Source organism: Paenactinomyces guangxiensis (assembly GCF_016055185.1).
Lineage (GTDB): Bacteria > Bacillota > Bacilli > Thermoactinomycetales > Thermoactinomycetaceae > Paenactinomyces > Paenactinomyces guangxiensis.
Window position 1 is genome coordinate 186,074 of the sequence record NZ_JAECVR010000004.1, and the last position, 16,525, is coordinate 202,598.

Here is a 16,525-nt window from a genome sequence, read left to right on the forward strand (position 1 = left end):
CTAAAGGCTCTTCTGTCACAGAAGGGCCTTTTCTTTTGAGTTTTTTATTTTTCGCGATTCTATAATAATAGGAGGATAATAACGATGTTATCGCTTACATCAGTGGAGAAATTGAAATATGAATAAATTGCTTGTTTTTCTAATTAAATGTTTTTATGTATAATAGTCAGAAAATATATATAATAAAGGAGAGACCGACATGTCGATGAGCAGATATCATAAGCAGCTGAAATGCAGTTACTGTAATGGAGACGGCTATGTACAACTGTTACTGGGCGGCTCGGAAACGTGTCATGCGTGTAAGGGAACGGGCAAGAAAGAAATGGAAGAGGATCAAAAATAGATAAAATATTCGTAATTTTATTATAAGTCCCGTGCAAAACGGGACTTACGCTTTACAAGGTGTTTAATGCATCCATGATTTCCGGATGGGAGACACAGGTAAACATTGGAACATCGCGCAGGGTATAGCGGCTTGCTTCTGTTTCACGCAATTCCTGAACCAGGTTTAAGAAATCTTTAGGATCATCAGTTTCAAAAGCAACTACAAATTCCTGGTCATCAATGCCGAAACTGTAGGTGGTGTTTAATTTGACCGAAGGATACTTGCTGCCCACCTGGATATGTTCGTCCATCATCCCCTGGCGTGCCGGGAAAGAAAGCTGATACCAGTCGCGAGTTTTGACAAATGGATAGACAAATAAGTATTTACTGCGGCCCGGAATAATATGTGTACGGGGATTCTGGTGTTCCGGGTCCATTTTATCCACATAGATACTGCGCTTTGTTAAAGACAGGTAGGAGTAAGTGATTTGCAAGTATTTACCAAGCCCTGTTTTCAGCAACTGGCTGGTCATGGCCTGGAAAATTTCCAGCTCGTTTGCAATTCGCCACAACATAAGTTCTGCATCTGCGCGAATCCCTACCAGAGAATAAGAGAGGACAAACATGCCCGGACGGTTCTGGTACTCTTTCACTACGGCGGCAAACTCTTGCTTCCCTTTTTCTTGTTCTGCTTCGCTTAAACGGCGCCAGGCCGGATCTACCTTAAAAAAGGAAAAATTGACAAATTGAGTGGGCAGACTGGGGCGGGGTGCGCTTTCAGCACCGGACTGTGTTCCGGGTCTGCCAAATGGCGGTCTACCTTGTGGACGCATAAAAGTTCCTCCTTTGTTTCAATCCAACCCTTATTTTACCGAAACTGCGAGCCGGGAGGCAAATGACAGACCGGATTGTCGTAAAATTGACTTGAACCAGACAATGTTCACTGTTTTGTAGTTCTTTATCCGTTGACCCGGTGAGGGATTTTCAGTAAAATGAATGTCGGATTTAGAAGAAACCGGAGGCGATGACCCATGAGTCAGCCCCTAATCGTTGCAGCTGTTACGGAGATCAGTCTCCCGCAGTTGATCATTTCCATACCGCTCTTTTTTGTTTTAACGTTTGGGATTGGTTTTATCCTGAATATGATACTTAAAACGACATGGTTGCCGCTTATTTTATATTTTGGCATTGTGATATACTTATTGTTCAGTTTGACTTCTCCTCATGTGACCGATATCACGGTTCTTTTGTCCGGTCTGGCCGGAGCCGTTGGCGGCGGATGGACAATCAAAACGCTTCGGGCAAAAGGTTATCGCATGTTTTAAGATTTTAATGGTGATGTAGTTCACCGGAAAGGAGCCCCTTCGTCTGAAGGGGCTAAACGTATCACTGCAGGAGAAATGGATCGCCCTTAACTGCCTAATCGGCAGTTTTTTTTATGATTGTATTTTGAAACGGCCGGTCAGGATCAGGAGCTCGAAAAATAGAGGGATAGAGAAGGTGGGCTAAAAACTTGATTCCTGTCAGCAAACGGGGTGAGGGGCGGCAATACCATCCTTCTTCAAGGATATGGACACTGGAGTCCCGCGCAAAAGGCTTCCCTTCCCACTCCGGACGCGAAGTGATCAGCTCTTTTTTGACGCGGCGGAGGGGGACACCTGTCCATACAATAAGTGCAAGATCGGGATTTCTGGCTGCCACTTCTCCCCAGTCGGATTGCACGCTCTTCCGCTCCATATCTTCAAAGATATTGACTGCCCCGACGATCCGGCTTACATCTGTCAGCCAATTTTTCCGTCCGGGAGTAAATACCGGCTTGGGCCACCACTCCCAGTAAAGGCGAACGGGCGGGGCTCCGCTGGGAATATGAGCTTGAATCTGTCGCAATTCATCAGTGAACTGCTGAGCGACCCGGCGGGCGTGCTCTTTAAGTCCAAGGGCTTCACCCAGTAACAGGATATCGTCCGCTATTTCCGGGATAGACTTCGGATTTAGGACGATATATTGTAAGCCTGTCTGCTTCAGGCGTTCAATGTTTTTTTCCATCCCTGGAACACTTAAAGAAGCAATGACGAGATCCGGCCGCAAAGATTTGACTTTTTCGATATCTATATCCAGATCGGGACCAAGGCGGGGCCGGCCATCCCATTCAGGAGGCCAGTCCGAATAATCGTCCAATCCTACCACCTGCTCGTCCAGACCGAGAAAATATAATAGTTCTGTATTGCTGGGACAGATGGATACAATTCTTTTCATACAAAGCCTCCCCGGAAGTTTTTTAATACCAGAGCCAATACATCACTAAAGCGATCATAATGCCGAACCAGGCACCCGTAAAAACTTCAATTGGTTGATGACCCAGGATTTCCTTTAACTTTACCCTCGTTTTATCCGATTTTTTATCCGTCAGATGACGAAGTTCATTGAGTAAAACAGCAAAATCCTCCACTAACTGGTTTAAAACCTGCGCCTGCATGCCTGCCTGACGTCGAACCCCGGTTGCGTCATACATCACGATAATACCGAAAATGGTGGCAATTGCAAACGATGATGAGTCCCATCCTTTGGTTAGGCCGATGGAGGTTGCCAGTGAGGTTACGGCTGACGTATGACCGCTTGGCATTCCGCCCGAGTTGATCAGCCAGTTCCAGTCCCATTTCTTAGTGATTGTGTAGTTCCACGGGACTTTTGAAAATTGGGCTAAGGTAATCGCAATCAGGGAGGTCCATAACGGAAAATTAGTCAATAGCTCACCCAACATAAACAAAATGCCATCCTTTCATTCCTGCCTCAAGGAGAGAATCTTTTCGGGCCGTGTCCTTGATTATCACTGTTGTTTGCGGATATATGGTCGGCTAATAGTATGGTTGATAACATAGCGATACGCTAAACTATTTTATTATATCTTATTATGAATCTCATGTTAAATTGGAGCAGATTTCTTCTGTTGACAAGCAGATTATATTAGATTATCATCTAATTAGATGAATCTGAAATTAGATGGTGATTGATTTGCAACTGGAACGATTGATTGCTTTTCATAAGGCGCTTGCGGATCCGGTGCGCATTCGCATCCTGTGTCTGCTTTCTTCAGGACCGTTGCATGGGCAGGCGTTGGCCGGCAAGCTGGGAGTTAAGCCCCCTACGATTACCCATCACATGGGCAAATTGCGTGAAGCGGGGCTGGTCAAGGAAAAAAGAGAAAAGAATACGATTTATTTTCACCTGGATATGCATAGTTTAGAGAGGAAATCACAGGCAACTTTACAGACGATCCTTCATCAGACGAAGGGGTATGATCAAATGGATGAAAATAAACAGAAATATCGTAGAGAGGTACTTAAAAATTTCTTTACGGCTGAAGGGAAATTGAAGAATATACCCGCACAGCGGAAGAAAAAGTTAATTGTGTTTGAAGAGATCTGTAAAGGATTAAAAATGGGTGAAAAATACCCGGAAAAAGTAATCAATGAACATATTAAACAGTACTTTGACGATTACGCGACAATCCGGCGTGAATTGATTGTAAATAAGTATATGTATCGGGAAGACGGATTCTATGAGCTGAATCCGAAAGAAATGTGGTCAGTGATTGAATGAGTGCAGGGACAGATAATACTGTCATATAAAGTTGAAGCACCTGGAAAGGGTGCTTTTTATCATTTTATACATATTTGTCGAAAATTGCATTTAAATGGAAATCGGCAGCAGGAATTTACATTTTCAGCTAGAATAAATGTATCGAACAAGTTGTACATTTTTTGATTGTTATATATCAGAATACTTGCTCAAGTCCGAAGTTAGTGATAGAATTCTATTACTCATTCAAATGATGTCCAAGAGGAGCTATGAAATATATGTGGGATCTACATGACCCATTGCCAGTCCTAAACGAACTTCAATGTCCTCAATGCAACGGTCGTTTTAAGTTTACTAAAAATGATAATGTGAATAAAGGGCTTACATGTCCTTATTGTGGAATGGTAAGCGGGTTTTTAGACTGCATCTGTGAAGAAGCGATTATATACGAGCTTACTCTGGCACGAAAAAAAATGGAGGCCGCCTTGCATAAGGCAAAAAAGCAACGTGTAACTTCAGACTTTTTAAAAACAAAAGAGAATGAGGAATAGCCTTCAGGAACAACCCCTGGTTTGGGCTATCGGAGATAGATAAGAGCGCTATATATTTTGTCGTCAAGCACCTTGCCGAAGTGGCATTTCCGGCAGTTGCACACAGGTTAAATCCGTGCTGGATCATTCGTGTCGGGTCCCGTTGCTTAATGAGAATGAACATTTATTTGACGATGATTTGAACGCTGATTTACGTTGATGACGTGAACCGGCGAAATGTTTATATAAGGATTTTCAGTGACGTTACCCGGGGTCATAGGGAACGTTTTTATATGTTACTATCAAAAAAAATTCTTAAAAATGGCTTTCATATAAAGCAAAATAAATTTAACAACATGTCCGGAACATAAACTCCCCGCTTCCGGTACAAGAGACAGAGACTGCAGGCCCTTCCTCAGCCAGCAGTCTCTTTTACCAGTAGCCGGGGGTCTGCTCCGCTGAGTGAAACAGGAAGCAGTTCCTTTTTATCCGGCTCCTCATAAATCACATCCAGGATATGCTTGAGCACAAGATAAGCACAAAATGGCTCTTTTAAATAATTGTCCGTATAAAACAAGCCGGTTTCAGGACACTGGATAAATGCCTTCGACTCTTCCAGCTCCTGGATCCTCTTTTTAATCACTTGCAGAACCTCCGTTTGATCACTCATCAGTTGACCGTCTTTCCATTTCAAAGTAACGTGATCGTACAACCAGCCTTTGATGGTGAACTCCACCTTGGTCTGTTTCACTGACATGATTTCCTCCTCAAAATACAGGTTCTGAAGTAAACAGGTTCCCTGTGATTTGCTTTTAATTAAGTACGTCATGTTCCTTAGTTTATCCTTCTATTGTTTGAAAATAAAAACTTGAATGTTATGATTAAATCTATAAATGTCGACACTTCATGGAAAAATTCGAGAAAGATTCCGTGGATTTTTCTGAACATGTTTTTGAGGTTTGTGTACAGGCATTTTGGCAAAAAATTTAGTTTACAGCATCCGGTGGATGGAAGAAGCTTACTCCTAAGATTTGGTATATAATATCAGCAAGGGAGGTGTTTTTCATGAAAGTCCCGACTTTTAAACCCAATACAAAATACTCTTATGATGATTATCTGAAGTGGAATGATGACCAAAGATGGGAACTGATTAGCGGAATCCCGTATAATATGGCTCCAGCACCTTCCTCCAGGCATCAGGAAATTTTAGGTAACATCTTCGGTTTATTTTTTAATTATTTAAAGGGAAAAACATGCAAAGCTTATCTGGCACCTTTTGAAGTGCGATTGTCTGAAAACGACTCCGACAGGGAAACCTTTAATGTCGTGCAACCAGATCTGTCGATTATTTGTGACCGGAAAAAAATTGACGAACGGGGCTGCAAGGGACCCCCTGATTTAATCGTGGAAGTTCTCTCCCCCGGTTTATCGGCGAAAAGAGATAAAATATATAAATACGACCTGTATGAAAACTATAAGGTGAAAGAGTACTGGATTGTTGATCCCTATAATGAAAATATTGAAGTGTATATATTGGGAGTAGACCAATTTGATGAAAGACAGGTTTATGCCAGGGGAGATCAATTTAAGGTAAGTATTTTTAAGGATTTAGAAGTAAATTTGGATGATGTGTTCGGGGATGAGCCTTTCGATTTGATTTAATGAGAAAGTCGCAAGTTTGTGGACGGTCCGGGGTGGGAATGGTTAGACTTAAGTAAGCGATATCCTAAAAAAGGAGCTCTGCATCGATGATCAAAAACTTTTTTGCCTCCATGGGATTAGGAGCAGCAAAAGTGGATCTTTTGCTGGATCAACCCGCGATTACAATGGGAGAAAAAGTGACCGGAACAATCGTATTAAAAGGCGGGAGCGCCGAACAGCGGGTGGAAGGATTATCTGTCGATTTCTATTTGGGATCACACTATACGGTTGCGGGCAATCGTGTCGGGGTAAAAGAAAAAATCAAAACAATCCCCATTACGTCTGAGACCTTTACGATAGAGCCGGGGCAGGTTCGGGAATATCCTTTTGTATTTACCTGCCCCAAGTATCTGCCCGTCTCATCGGTTTCTACCCGCTATTATTTTGAAACCCATTTAGAGCTTAAATATGGAGCTGACGCCGAGGACGTTGATTATGTCGATGTTTTGCCGGTGGGACTCTTAAAAAACTTTTTGGATGCACTTCGTGAGCTGGGTCTGGTACACCAGAAAGAAGAATATACGGGTGGAATTGATAAAGAGCAACGCATCAAGTTTCATGCAACCGGCTGGTTAAAAGGGGAGTACGATGAAATCTGGTTTGCTTATCAGCCAGCCCTGATCACTGACGATTTTTTGGAAGTGGAGTATGAGTTGGACAGACGCACCTCATTAGCGGCTCAACCGGATCTGGCTGAGAGAAAAGTATTCCACTGTTTTTTCTATATTGATAATATACTGAAAATGATCTTATGGAAAAAGGCCCGAAGAAGTCACGATAGAAACTCAGACAGAAAAAATATGGCAGTCGTTCAAATAGGCAATTCCGTTGAACCCATTGATCCGAATACCTTTGGGCAGCTGTTTGACATGTTCATGACTGGAGATAAATCGCATTCAAAACATGGGTCCGGAATTGGTCTGGCAATTGTGAAACGAATTGTAGAATTACATCGGGAAAAGATTGAAGCGATTCAAAGGGATGGTTCCATCATCTTCCGACATCATCTGCCTTTGGCAGCAGCCGACAACTTGCGTCATCGTGTTCCGTATGTCGATGGAAACGGGTTTGGAGCTTGGAAAATGTGCAAGATGTAGTGAGGAAGAATGGATATGCCATGTGAAAGGGGGTTGATTTAAGTAACTGGATATTATAGAATGAATTAAATGCTTGAATAACCAGGAATGAATGAAGCGAGTTTTATTTTCGAATGCTGGATTCACATTGGCGGCCGTTGGAGCCATACGGTGAAAGAGAGGCAGGGCTTTCAATGTTTCAGGTTTTCAAAAGTTTAACGCAGCTGTCATTTTGATTCTAAGTTCTTAATTTCATATTTGAAGTACATAATTCACATATCATAAAGAATTATCACTTCATACTAAGGTATTTCTTTATGGTATGTGAAATTTATTTGCTTCGGTAAATATGACAAGCATATTTAGAATGAATATTGGAGGGTATTTTATGACAACGACTGGAACAGTCAAATGGTTTAATCCCGAAAAAGGATTCGGGTTTATTGAGGTAGAAGGCGGAAGCGATGTTTTTGTCCATTTTAGTGCGATCCAGGGGGAAGGGTTCAAATCCCTGGATGAAGGGCAACGCGTTCAGTTTAATGTGGTTCAGGGAAACAGGGGCCCTCAGGCAGAAAATGTAATTAAACTATAATTTTCCGCAAAAAAACTGCTCGTCATCGGGCAGTTTTTTTGTGTCATCGGATTATTTTTAAATATGTTTACTGCAAAAAAAGAGAATAAACAGTTAATACTCATAAAAAGGTTGGTGATGCTATTTGGCGAAAATATATAACTTTTCTAAGCATAAGGAGATTAAAATGGGTAAGACAACAGTTTTTCATGTTGCCAACAATTTTACAAAGAAAGCATCATGTTTTCTTTTCGTTTCTTTGAAAGAACAAATGAAAAATTTAATTGTGGCGGTGAAGATGAAACTTGGTTTAATCGGACTTATTGATCGTCTAACAGATCTTTCTAAGCAAACGAGAACACAGTTGTGGCATTTTTAAATATGTTTATTACTGGAAAGGGAGGAAATCATTTCCGTAGTTCCCTCCCTTTGTTATGCTGTCAGGCATACGGAGTCAGCCCGGTGAACAAGGTGTTCAAAGGGCTAAGATAAAGCTCTGAAAAATCGCTGTACCGTAATTCCATGGTTACAAGACTTGACAGAACCTCCATTTAAACCGGAAACAGTTATTTGCGCAGTACCCTTAGGGCTGCAGCTGCTTTTCTGGCAAAGATGATCGGATTTTCTACCGATTCAAAATGGATATACATCAGTCGCGGTTGTTCAAACAACCAGTGATTATGAAGAGAGGTTACTATAATTCCGCCCCTTCTTAGTGCAGAAATAAAGGGATTGATTTCCTGTTGTAAGATTACTGTTTCACCCAGGTTTAGGGCACGTCCCCGGCGATCGATGGACTCAAATGTGAAAAATGTAGGCAGTACCAGCGGGGATCGGGTACGCTGTCCCAATATGGTAGCACGAATGGGCCGAAATTTTTGAATGAAACAAACCCCGTTGAAGATACTGGGTTGACCATCTACAATCCGGGCAAATTGGTTGCAGAGCCGCTCCAATGCATTCAGTTTAGATAACCTCCTTTCTGTCAATTGCTAAAGATTATGACAGAAAAGAAGTCTTCGGAAATGTATTTGTCCAAGTTAAAAAAATTGTGCTCTGTTTCTTTGAAAAAATCATCAATGGAAAAACTGCTCCGTCAGATGAAAATACCGATGATTCCGTATATTCTATTCTAAAATTTAAAAAGCATATTAATCAGTATCCTACTTCATATTAATGATGAATATGAACATGAAGAGAAGGGGACAGGATGAGTAAACGAAAAATATATGTTTTTATGCTTATTATATTATTATTCTTATTTGTTTGGTCAGCTATTCATCCTGTTAATCGCATGGTCTGGTTTTATGAAATCATTCCGGGTGTTTTATTGACAATTGTACTTGTGGTAACTTACCGTACATTCCCCTTTACTCCCATAACCTATTTTTTTGCTTTTATCGGGATCATTATTATTTTTGCAGGAGCACATTACACGTACGGGAATTTCCCTTTATTTAATGATCTTCGGGATGCCTGGCACTTATCAAGGAATCACTATGACCGGTTGGGCCATTTTTTTCAAGGGGTGGTCCCAACTATTTTCTTCAGGGAAATCATGATTAGAAAAAATGTAGTCCAAAAAAGAGGATGGTTATCATTCATCCTGATCAGCATCAGTTTATCCATCAGTGCGGGATATGAGCTGTTTGAGGTTTCTTATGCTCATATCATGGAAGAAGATATAGATTCATTTTTGGGAACACAAGGTGATCAGTGGGATTCACACTGGGATATGTTATGCGCCTTATTGGGATCATTATTTATTGTAATTTTTTTTAGCAAGTGGCATGATCATTTGATTCAAAAAAGGTCATATCGATTTTAAAAAATAAGATCGAGAAAAATAAATGATTTCTTTAAGACGGACAAGACAAGAACTTACAATTTGATATTTGGCATCGTCCTGCGGCAAACTTTCAAACAACAACAATCCCTCCGCCTTTGGGAATCAGGGGAGGGATTGTTTTATTTACAATAAAAGCTGCAATTATATAGAAAATTATTTTTGTTGATTAGACCGATAGGCACGGAAGAGAAAATAGGCTAATCCGCCCCAGAGCAAAACTGCTCCCAGGAACAACATGATCCATGCACCGACACTCATCTTTTATGCCCCTTTCTGTTTGGACACTTTTTCTTGTGGTTCCATCCCCCGCCAGCTGCCGGCTTGAAGGACAAATCCGGCAAGTATCAATAAGATGACAAGCCCATAGCCAAAAGTAGCCAGAGAGCCCACAGGATAACCGCCATACGGTTTTGTCAGTTCGTCTATAATATTTTGAATCATTACGCCCCCGAGTACCACCGGAACGATAAACCGAAGTGTAATCACCCACCAGGAACCGATCCGGATATCAGATACACTGTTGATATGGCTTTGCAGCGAAGGCAGCTGTTTGGCAAACCAGCCAACTAAGATGACGGATACAAGTGCACTTAACAAGATACCGTAACTGTTGATAAAATGATCCACAATGTCCAGCACGGACAGGCCGCTCTGTGTCGTATACACAACACTGACCAGGAAGCCGCCCCCGCAAACCCAGTTGATAGCCGCTTTACGGCTGAGGCGGAATTTTTGCTGGAAGGCCGAGATGCCGGGCTCCAACAAGGAAATGGCTGACGTAAATCCGGCAAAAATCAGGGAACCAAAGAATAAGGCACCAAATAGCGAATTTAGTCCCGGAAAGGCATTGATAATATTTGGAAATACCACAAATGCCAAAATAATACCGTTAGATACCACTTCCTCAACAGCTACCCCCTGTTGTTGGGCCAAAAATCCGAGGGTCCCAAAAACAGCAATGGCTGCCAGAAACTCAAACCCGCTGTTGGAAAAAGCGGCAATCAAGCCACTATTGGACAAATCGCTGTCTTTTTTCAAGTAGGAAGCATAAGTGATCATAATTGCAAAACCGATGCTTAAAGAGAAGAAAACCTGTCCATATGCCGCAATCCATACAGCAGGGTCCAGGATTTTGCTGAAATCGGGAGTTAAAAGCACATTTAACCCTTTGGCTGCACCGGGCAAGGTGATGGCCCGTAGTGTAATCAAGATCAACATAATAACAAGAACCGGAATCAAAATGCGGTTAGCCATTTCAATTCCTTTTTTGATCCCGCGCCGCATAACCAGGTAAGCCAGAGCCCAAATAATGGCAACCGGGATTAATACTTTCCACTGAATTCCGCCAAAACTCCAGAAATTATCGCTTGTATTAAGATATTGTTTCAAAAAGAATGCTTCTGTATCTTTTCCCCACTGAGTCCCAAAGGAAAAATAGGTATAACTGGTTGCCCAACCAATAATAACCATATAATAAGTGACGATGAAAAAGGCTACAAGAACTTGCCACCAGCCAATCCATTCTAATTTATTTGACAATTTGTGCAATGACCACGGAGCTGAACCCCTGCTTTTATGTCCCATCGCATATTCAAACAGCAATATGGGAATAGCGGCTGTAAAGAGGGCCACCAGGTAAGGGATCAGAAATGCTCCCCCTCCGTTTTCATAGGCGACGTAAGGATAACGCCATATATTTCCGAGACCGACCGCCGAACCGACGGCTGCCAGGATAAAGCCCGCTCTGGACCCCCATTGATCCTTTTGTACCATAAATGTTCCTCCTTGGGTTTATTTGAGGGATAAATTAAAAAAATCTGAACAAATGGGCTTGGCCCATTTGTTTTCTATCATCGAATTATAACAAATTATAAATGACTTTTGTACTACAGGTCCATTCCTTGTCCGGATTAATAGGTATTTGACCGCTACACTCACTGTCCAAGCGGAGGGGTGTGGATTTTTTTGAAGAGTGGTAATTTATTATTAAGAAAGGGGGAGGTTGTATGAGGAAGCCAGTTATGGTTTTGGTTGTGAGTGTAATGTTGTTAGTCATCGGACTGGGAACACTTTTTATTCAGGAGAAAGAGGAGCCGGCAGCCGAAAAACCGGTAAAATCCCGGCTGGATCAAATATTGGAACGGGGTAAAATACGGATTGGAACAACCGGAGATTACAAGCCGTTCACCTACTGGAATCCTGAAACCAAACAGTATGAAGGTTATGATATTGATGCAGCGAAGATGCTGGCAAAGGATCTGGGAGTCAAGGTACAATTTGTGCGAACATCCTGGACGACTTTAATGAAAGATCTTCAGACAGATCAATTTGATATTGCGATGGGAGGGATCACCAGAAATCTGGAACGTCAGAAGACCGCTTATTTAACGGCTCCATATATACGGGATGGGAAATCTCCATTGATACGGAAGGAAGATAAAGAACGATTTCAAAGCCTGAATGACATTGATCAGCCTTCAGTCAAAATTGGAGTAAACCCCGGCGGAACCAACGAGAAGTTTGTAAAGGAGAACATCAAAAAAGCCAGGGTAACTGTGGTGGAAAATAATCTGAATATCCCTCAGATGGTCGCAGAAGGGAAATTTGATGTCATGATTACAGACAGTGTTGAGGCCAGATTTTATGCGAAACAAGATGAGCGTTTGTATGCCGCGCTGGCTGATCAGCCCTTTACAATCCATGAAAAAGGATATCTCATGCACCAGGGAGATTTAGATTTTCAAAACTGGGTTAATCTCTGGGTGGAGGAGATGAAGTTACAAGGAAAATTTAAGGAACTGGAACGGAAATGGATTAAATAGTCCAGACCGGAAAAGAAGTTTTAGAGGTATATGAATGGGGAATCCGGGCAAGAACTCCCCGTTCAACGGTCCACCGCAGCAGTAAAGCCGGATAGCAAGTGTTAGAAAGGCAAGACAAGATCCGTATCCGGCGGGGTATAGCCGAGATGTCTGCTTATCGATACCATTTGCCCCTTATGGTGTTGTTCATGCGTGATCGTGTGTGTATAGAGCCAGAGCGGAGTTAGATCCACGTTTCCTTCTTTCCAGGAGACAGTGCCGCTAGCAGGATGGTCCCACCGATTCCTGAACTGATGGAAAAATTCCTCAACCAGGCTGTCCGTTTGCGAGAAAAGCCGGCGCATTTCTTGCACATCCTTAACCGTTTCCGGTTCTATTCTTGCAAGGGGCTTTTTGAGAGCAAAGTTTCCCAGCCAGAATCGATAACAATCGGCAATGTGTACATGAAGGTTTCGGATCGATCCGCCCCCGAAACTTTCAAGTTCCTTCACATAATCATCGGGGGACAGGGTCTCGCAATAGCAGAACAATACCTCTCTTGTCCGTCGAATCCAGTCGTATTGCTGTATGAGTATATCCATTCTTTCCGGCTCTCCTTATACTTGTATTATATAGAGATCGGTTAAACATCCATCCCCGTATCATCCTTATCGGAGGACAGGTAATGATAGGCAAGGAACCCCAGTGCGATCATTAAACACAGAGCGACTAAAGGCCATAGTTTTTCGTTGATGGTATAATTGAAGATAATTGAAAAAATAAGCATGATACTTGAAAATATAAAGCCTAAAATTGGTTTGTTTCTGGATTTTTTTGTTGTTTCAGGCGTTTGATCCGGTTTTATTCCATTTTCAGAATCTGCTATAGAGATTTTTATTTCTTTGTTATCTTCATTGAGGTTTGAACTCCCATTCTCTTTTGGCGATGGGCCTTCGGCACCAAGGGATTTTTGAGCGTAGTGATCTGCAATGGTTTTTAACATTTTCTGTTCAATGATCCCGCTTTTTCTCAGAAATTGCCTGGCTCTCTCTTTTACTTGCGGGGCAATGGATTCAACATCTTCTCCCAGCACCTCAAAAAACTCCCTAATCGCCTCTTCTTCCAAAGCGAATTTTACCAATTTCTCCAATTCCGTTTCTGTCCGGGGGAGAGTGTTGTTGCTCATTTCCATTCCCCCTCGTGTTCACGCAGGAAACGGGCGATATTTTTAGCTTCAGCCCGGATGTAAGCATCAAGGGGAATGATTTCTTTCTGTTGCTTCCGGTTTTCTCTGTCTTTTTCCAGTAAATGGCGGGCATTGGAACGCGCTTCAGCTGAATATTTTCCATGACTGACACTGATGAGCACAGACCCGTTTATTTTTTTATTTAATGCTATTCCCAGACGACTCACCTTTTTGGCTTCATCCCCAAGATACTTGCTTCGTATTTCATAGGTTTCTTCATCCAGCTGGGTGACCTCTCCATTGGTGATTTGAATCATTTCATTGATGAAATTGTTGATACAAATGCGATTATAGGCACATTGGTAGGGGGTATCTGGATCATTTAGCAATGCCTGCAGGTGTTGAATTTGAACGAGAACGATGCTTGATGTGAGCGAGTCCCCTTTGCCGGACGCTTTTTCTGAATTCAAAAATGAAGGCCTTTCGACGATCGTAGCACTGGATGCGGGATTTGCCCGGCTTAGTGCAGCAGTATCCCGAGAGAAAAGCTCGATCACCTGGAAGTTTGTCCCGATGATATATTCTGCTGTGAAAACAAATTTCTCAATAAGCTCCGGCTCTGCCAAACTACGGTATTGTTCCATCTTTTTCATCATTTTTCTAAGAAGTTTATGGTTCGGATGATCATAATTTAAACTTTTTTCCACCTCGGCGATCAAAGCAATCAGTTCCTGTTTTTCTTCTTCTGGTAAATCCACGGCTTCCATAGTTTTATTGAACTCTTGCAGATACAGGATTGCTTTTGTTTTGATTGTTTTGTCAGGACTATATGATTCAGGGATACTGTCTCTGGTCTCTTCACTAATATTGACCTGATTTGCATCTCCGCTCAGATCAAACTGGGATTCCTCAGACTCTTTGTCTTTCTTTGGTTTATCGTTGATTTGAATCACCGCCAATAATTATGAAATATTTATATCATTTTAACATATTGCTTAGTCTCAAATAAAAATATTAGAATGATTTGTACATATTAGTTATATCATGAAGGATATTTTGAATGTTCCTTTTGTTTTTTCCGATTAGTATAAACGGTCAATTAAACCATTCGGCAAATGGAGATGGATCGGGAGGAGGGGTGCGGATGAAACAAATATTCCCACTAGTAAAAAATTTATATATAAACTTAAGGATCAAATACAAAATGTTTATTTTAATTTCACTCATTGTAATCATTTCGTTCTCCTCAACGCAAATTATTCTGCAATATGCGTACAACATCTATGATGAACAAATTTATGAGAAATCTGCCCAGGTGTTGTCTCTGTCTTCAACCGTGATCGAAAGCGAACTTAAAAAAATTGAGAAACTGTCTTTTAATATCATTGCTGATGAACGCATTCAAAGTGATCTGAAGAAATTGAACGGGGATTTATCAGAATATGAGAGATTCCGAATACGGACAAAGCTTCTGGAAAAATTGTTCGGATACGCCGGTTCAGAAAAGAATATTTTATCCATCCATCTATTCGGCTTGAAAGGCGAAGAGTATTCGGCAGGTGTTAAAACGATTTCGACTCCAGCTGGAAAGAGGGAACAAATCATTGCTGATTCGGCAAAGGGAAGGGGCACAATTCGTTGGATATACCCGGATGACACCGATTTTTCCCTGATTGCGGCAAGGGAGGTAAGATCTTTTACAAATTTGAGTTTGGATAAGCTGGGAACGTTGATCATTCGAATTGACATAGAGAAAATCGTGAAGGATCACGCGAAAGGATCAGAGAAACTGCATGGGGGGCTGATTGTTGCGTCCGGAAAGGAGATCATCTTCCCGCAAAATCCCTTCCTGAGCGAGGCTCAAATATCACTGTTATCGAAGTTTCCACAGGGTTATCGAACCGAAGAAATCAACGGGGAACAATACTTTATCGCGCATATTCAATCCGATAATACAAACTGGACCTATTTGAATGTGTTCCCGTTTAGACAAATCTTTGAAAGAATATTAGTTATGAAGAACTTCGTGATTTTGGTGTTCATTATGATTTTTGCAGTGGTAAGCGCGTGGGGAATGAACTTTGCGAAGAGTCTTACTGACCCGATCGAACATTTAATTTCTAAAATGAGACTGGTGCAAAAAGGGGATTTTCATAAGGCCAGTACAGACTTATTAAGCCCCGCTTCTCTTCAGAAGGATGAAGTCGGGCAACTGTACCGGAATTTCGGAATTATGGTTCAACAGATCAATCATCTGATTTCCGAAAACTATGCAAAGCAGCTTACCATCAAGGAAACAGAGTTTAAAGCACTTCAGGCGCAGATCAATCCCCATTTTTTGTACAATACATTGGAATCAATCAACTGGCTGGCCAAAATGAACCGCCAACCACAAATTTCTCAAATGGTAGAGGCTCTTGGTTTTTTATTAAGAAGTTCGATCAGTCTAAAAGAACCTTTGATCACAGTTGGTGAAGAGATTGAAATCATCCATAATTATATCACCATACAGAAATTCAGGTTTGAGGAGCGGCTTGATTTTCATTTGCAGGTTCCGCAGGAAATCAAAGATAATCAGATTCCGAAACTCACTTTGCAGCCCTTGCTGGAGAATGCCATTCACTACGCTTTGGAACCAATGGTCAGTCCCTGCAAAATTACTATCAGAGCTGAAGATACACCAAAAAATCTCATGTTAATTGTTGAGGATAATGGTCCCGGTATGGACCCCGGCTTCCTGGAAAAAGTGCAACAGGGAGAAGTACGCAGCAAAGGCAACGGGGTAGGTTTGAAGAATATCGATGAACGCATCAAACTTGCATTTGGGGAACCATATGGAATCAGGTTGAGCAGTGAACCGGGCCGGGGAACCAGTGTGAGTGTTGTACTGCCACATCAGAAAGGGTGA

The 16,525-nt window shown here is 41.8% G+C and carries 21 protein-coding genes; 11 read left to right on the forward strand and 10 right to left on the reverse strand.

Annotated features, from left to right (window positions below; genetic code table 11):
* The first annotated feature begins 205 nt into the window (after positions 1 to 205).
* On the forward strand, positions 206 to 343 hold the full coding sequence (locus I8U27_RS06385; RefSeq protein WP_232345287.1) for a YuiA family protein: 138 nt from the start codon (positions 206 to 208) through the stop codon (positions 341 to 343).
* A gap of 52 nt (positions 344 to 395) precedes the next feature.
* Here the strand turns inward: I8U27_RS06385 and I8U27_RS06390 are convergent, their stop codons facing one another.
* Positions 396 to 1,157, reverse strand: a complete 762-nt coding sequence (locus I8U27_RS06390) for a chlorite dismutase family protein (RefSeq protein ID WP_181750999.1) — start codon at positions 1,155 to 1,157, stop codon at positions 396 to 398.
* A 198-nt stretch (positions 1,158 to 1,355) separates the two neighbouring features.
* Here I8U27_RS06390 and I8U27_RS06395 point away from each other — a divergent pair, with 198 nt between their 5' ends.
* Positions 1,356 to 1,649, forward strand: a complete 294-nt coding sequence (locus I8U27_RS06395; RefSeq protein WP_220185878.1) for a YuiB family protein — start codon at positions 1,356 to 1,358, stop codon at positions 1,647 to 1,649.
* Positions 1,650 to 1,743: 94 nt separating this feature from the next.
* Here I8U27_RS06395 and I8U27_RS06400 read toward each other — a convergent pair whose 3' ends face one another.
* Both I8U27_RS06400 and I8U27_RS06405 read right to left on the reverse strand, forming a co-directional pair.
* On the reverse strand, positions 1,744 to 2,580 hold the full coding sequence (locus I8U27_RS06400) for a cobalamin-binding protein (RefSeq protein ID WP_181751000.1): 837 nt from the start codon (positions 2,578 to 2,580) through the stop codon (positions 1,744 to 1,746).
* A gap of 22 nt (positions 2,581 to 2,602) precedes the next feature.
* A complete protein-coding gene (locus I8U27_RS06405; protein WP_181751001.1) occupies positions 2,603 to 3,085 on the reverse strand; it encodes a divergent PAP2 family protein in 483 nt (160 codons plus the stop codon).
* 251 nt (positions 3,086 to 3,336) lie between these two features.
* Here I8U27_RS06405 and I8U27_RS06410 point away from each other — a divergent pair, with 251 nt between their 5' ends.
* Both I8U27_RS06410 and I8U27_RS06415 read left to right on the forward strand, forming a co-directional pair.
* Entirely contained in the window at positions 3,337 to 3,924 is a 588-nt protein-coding gene (locus I8U27_RS06410; protein ID WP_181751002.1) for a DUF2087 domain-containing protein, read from the forward strand.
* 257 nt (positions 3,925 to 4,181) lie between these two features.
* Positions 4,182 to 4,454 carry a hypothetical protein gene (locus tag I8U27_RS06415; protein WP_181751003.1) on the forward strand — a complete coding sequence of 91 codons (273 nt, stop codon included), beginning with the start codon at positions 4,182 to 4,184 and terminating at the stop codon, positions 4,452 to 4,454.
* Between the two features lie 394 nt (positions 4,455 to 4,848).
* On the opposite strand, the gene I8U27_RS06420 is transcribed toward I8U27_RS06415, so the two are convergent.
* A complete protein-coding gene (locus I8U27_RS06420; RefSeq protein WP_181751004.1) occupies positions 4,849 to 5,190 on the reverse strand; it encodes a hypothetical protein in 342 nt (113 codons plus the stop codon).
* Positions 5,191 to 5,498: 308 nt separating this feature from the next.
* Here I8U27_RS06420 and I8U27_RS06425 point away from each other — a divergent pair, with 308 nt between their 5' ends.
* The 4 genes from I8U27_RS06425 to I8U27_RS06440 all read left to right on the forward strand — a co-directional run bounded on the left by I8U27_RS06425 (position 5,499) and on the right by I8U27_RS06440 (position 8,160).
* Positions 5,499 to 6,095 carry a Uma2 family endonuclease gene (locus I8U27_RS06425; RefSeq protein WP_181751005.1) on the forward strand — a complete coding sequence of 199 codons (597 nt, stop codon included), beginning with the start codon at positions 5,499 to 5,501 and terminating at the stop codon, positions 6,093 to 6,095.
* 86 nt (positions 6,096 to 6,181) lie between these two features.
* Complete coding sequence (locus tag I8U27_RS06430) at positions 6,182 to 7,231, forward strand: sporulation protein (RefSeq protein ID WP_181751006.1); 1,050 nt, start codon at positions 6,182 to 6,184, stop codon at positions 7,229 to 7,231.
* Positions 7,232 to 7,598: 367 nt separating this feature from the next.
* Complete coding sequence (locus tag I8U27_RS06435; protein WP_181751007.1) at positions 7,599 to 7,802, forward strand: cold-shock protein; 204 nt, start codon at positions 7,599 to 7,601, stop codon at positions 7,800 to 7,802.
* A gap of 166 nt (positions 7,803 to 7,968) precedes the next feature.
* Positions 7,969 to 8,160, forward strand: a complete 192-nt coding sequence (locus I8U27_RS06440) for a hypothetical protein (protein WP_181751008.1) — start codon at positions 7,969 to 7,971, stop codon at positions 8,158 to 8,160.
* A gap of 187 nt (positions 8,161 to 8,347) precedes the next feature.
* Here the strand turns inward: I8U27_RS06440 and I8U27_RS06445 are convergent, their stop codons facing one another.
* Positions 8,348 to 8,770, reverse strand: coding sequence for a DUF1259 domain-containing protein (locus I8U27_RS06445; protein ID WP_232345272.1), 423 nt, complete (start codon positions 8,768 to 8,770; stop codon positions 8,348 to 8,350).
* A 221-nt stretch (positions 8,771 to 8,991) separates the two neighbouring features.
* Between I8U27_RS06445 and I8U27_RS06450 the strand changes: the two genes are divergently transcribed.
* Positions 8,992 to 9,609 carry a DUF2238 domain-containing protein gene (locus I8U27_RS06450; RefSeq protein ID WP_181751009.1) on the forward strand — a complete coding sequence of 206 codons (618 nt, stop codon included), beginning with the start codon at positions 8,992 to 8,994 and terminating at the stop codon, positions 9,607 to 9,609.
* 174 nt (positions 9,610 to 9,783) lie between these two features.
* Here I8U27_RS06450 and I8U27_RS06455 read toward each other — a convergent pair whose 3' ends face one another.
* Both I8U27_RS06455 and I8U27_RS06460 read right to left on the reverse strand, forming a co-directional pair.
* Entirely contained in the window at positions 9,784 to 9,888 is a 105-nt protein-coding gene (locus I8U27_RS06455) for a MetS family NSS transporter small subunit (RefSeq protein WP_181751010.1), read from the reverse strand.
* Positions 9,889 to 9,891: 3 nt separating this feature from the next.
* On the reverse strand, positions 9,892 to 11,403 hold the full coding sequence (locus I8U27_RS06460; protein WP_181751011.1) for a sodium-dependent transporter: 1,512 nt from the start codon (positions 11,401 to 11,403) through the stop codon (positions 9,892 to 9,894).
* A 233-nt stretch (positions 11,404 to 11,636) separates the two neighbouring features.
* On the opposite strand from I8U27_RS06460, the gene I8U27_RS06465 reads away from it, so the two are divergent.
* Positions 11,637 to 12,452 (forward strand): transporter substrate-binding domain-containing protein, encoded by an 816-nt coding sequence (locus I8U27_RS06465; RefSeq protein WP_181751012.1) that lies wholly within the window; start codon positions 11,637 to 11,639, stop codon positions 12,450 to 12,452.
* Between the two features lie 101 nt (positions 12,453 to 12,553).
* On the opposite strand, the gene I8U27_RS06470 is transcribed toward I8U27_RS06465, so the two are convergent.
* Genes I8U27_RS06470 through I8U27_RS06480 form a run of 3 tightly spaced genes read right to left on the reverse strand, consistent with a single transcriptional unit; the run spans position 12,554 to position 14,570 of the window.
* Positions 12,554 to 13,033, reverse strand: coding sequence for a DinB family protein (locus I8U27_RS06470; protein WP_181751013.1), 480 nt, complete (start codon positions 13,031 to 13,033; stop codon positions 12,554 to 12,556).
* A gap of 41 nt (positions 13,034 to 13,074) precedes the next feature.
* Positions 13,075 to 13,557 carry a hypothetical protein gene (locus I8U27_RS06475; RefSeq protein WP_181751014.1) on the reverse strand — a complete coding sequence of 161 codons (483 nt, stop codon included), beginning with the start codon at positions 13,555 to 13,557 and terminating at the stop codon, positions 13,075 to 13,077.
* Positions 13,558 to 13,613: 56 nt separating this feature from the next.
* Positions 13,614 to 14,570, reverse strand: a complete 957-nt coding sequence (locus tag I8U27_RS06480) for a hypothetical protein (protein WP_181751015.1) — start codon at positions 14,568 to 14,570, stop codon at positions 13,614 to 13,616.
* A gap of 191 nt (positions 14,571 to 14,761) precedes the next feature.
* Between I8U27_RS06480 and I8U27_RS06485 the strand changes: the two genes are divergently transcribed.
* The gene (locus tag I8U27_RS06485; protein ID WP_181751016.1) at positions 14,762 to 16,525 is read left to right on the forward strand and encodes a cache domain-containing sensor histidine kinase; all 1,764 of its coding nucleotides are present in this window, start codon (positions 14,762 to 14,764) and stop codon (positions 16,523 to 16,525) included.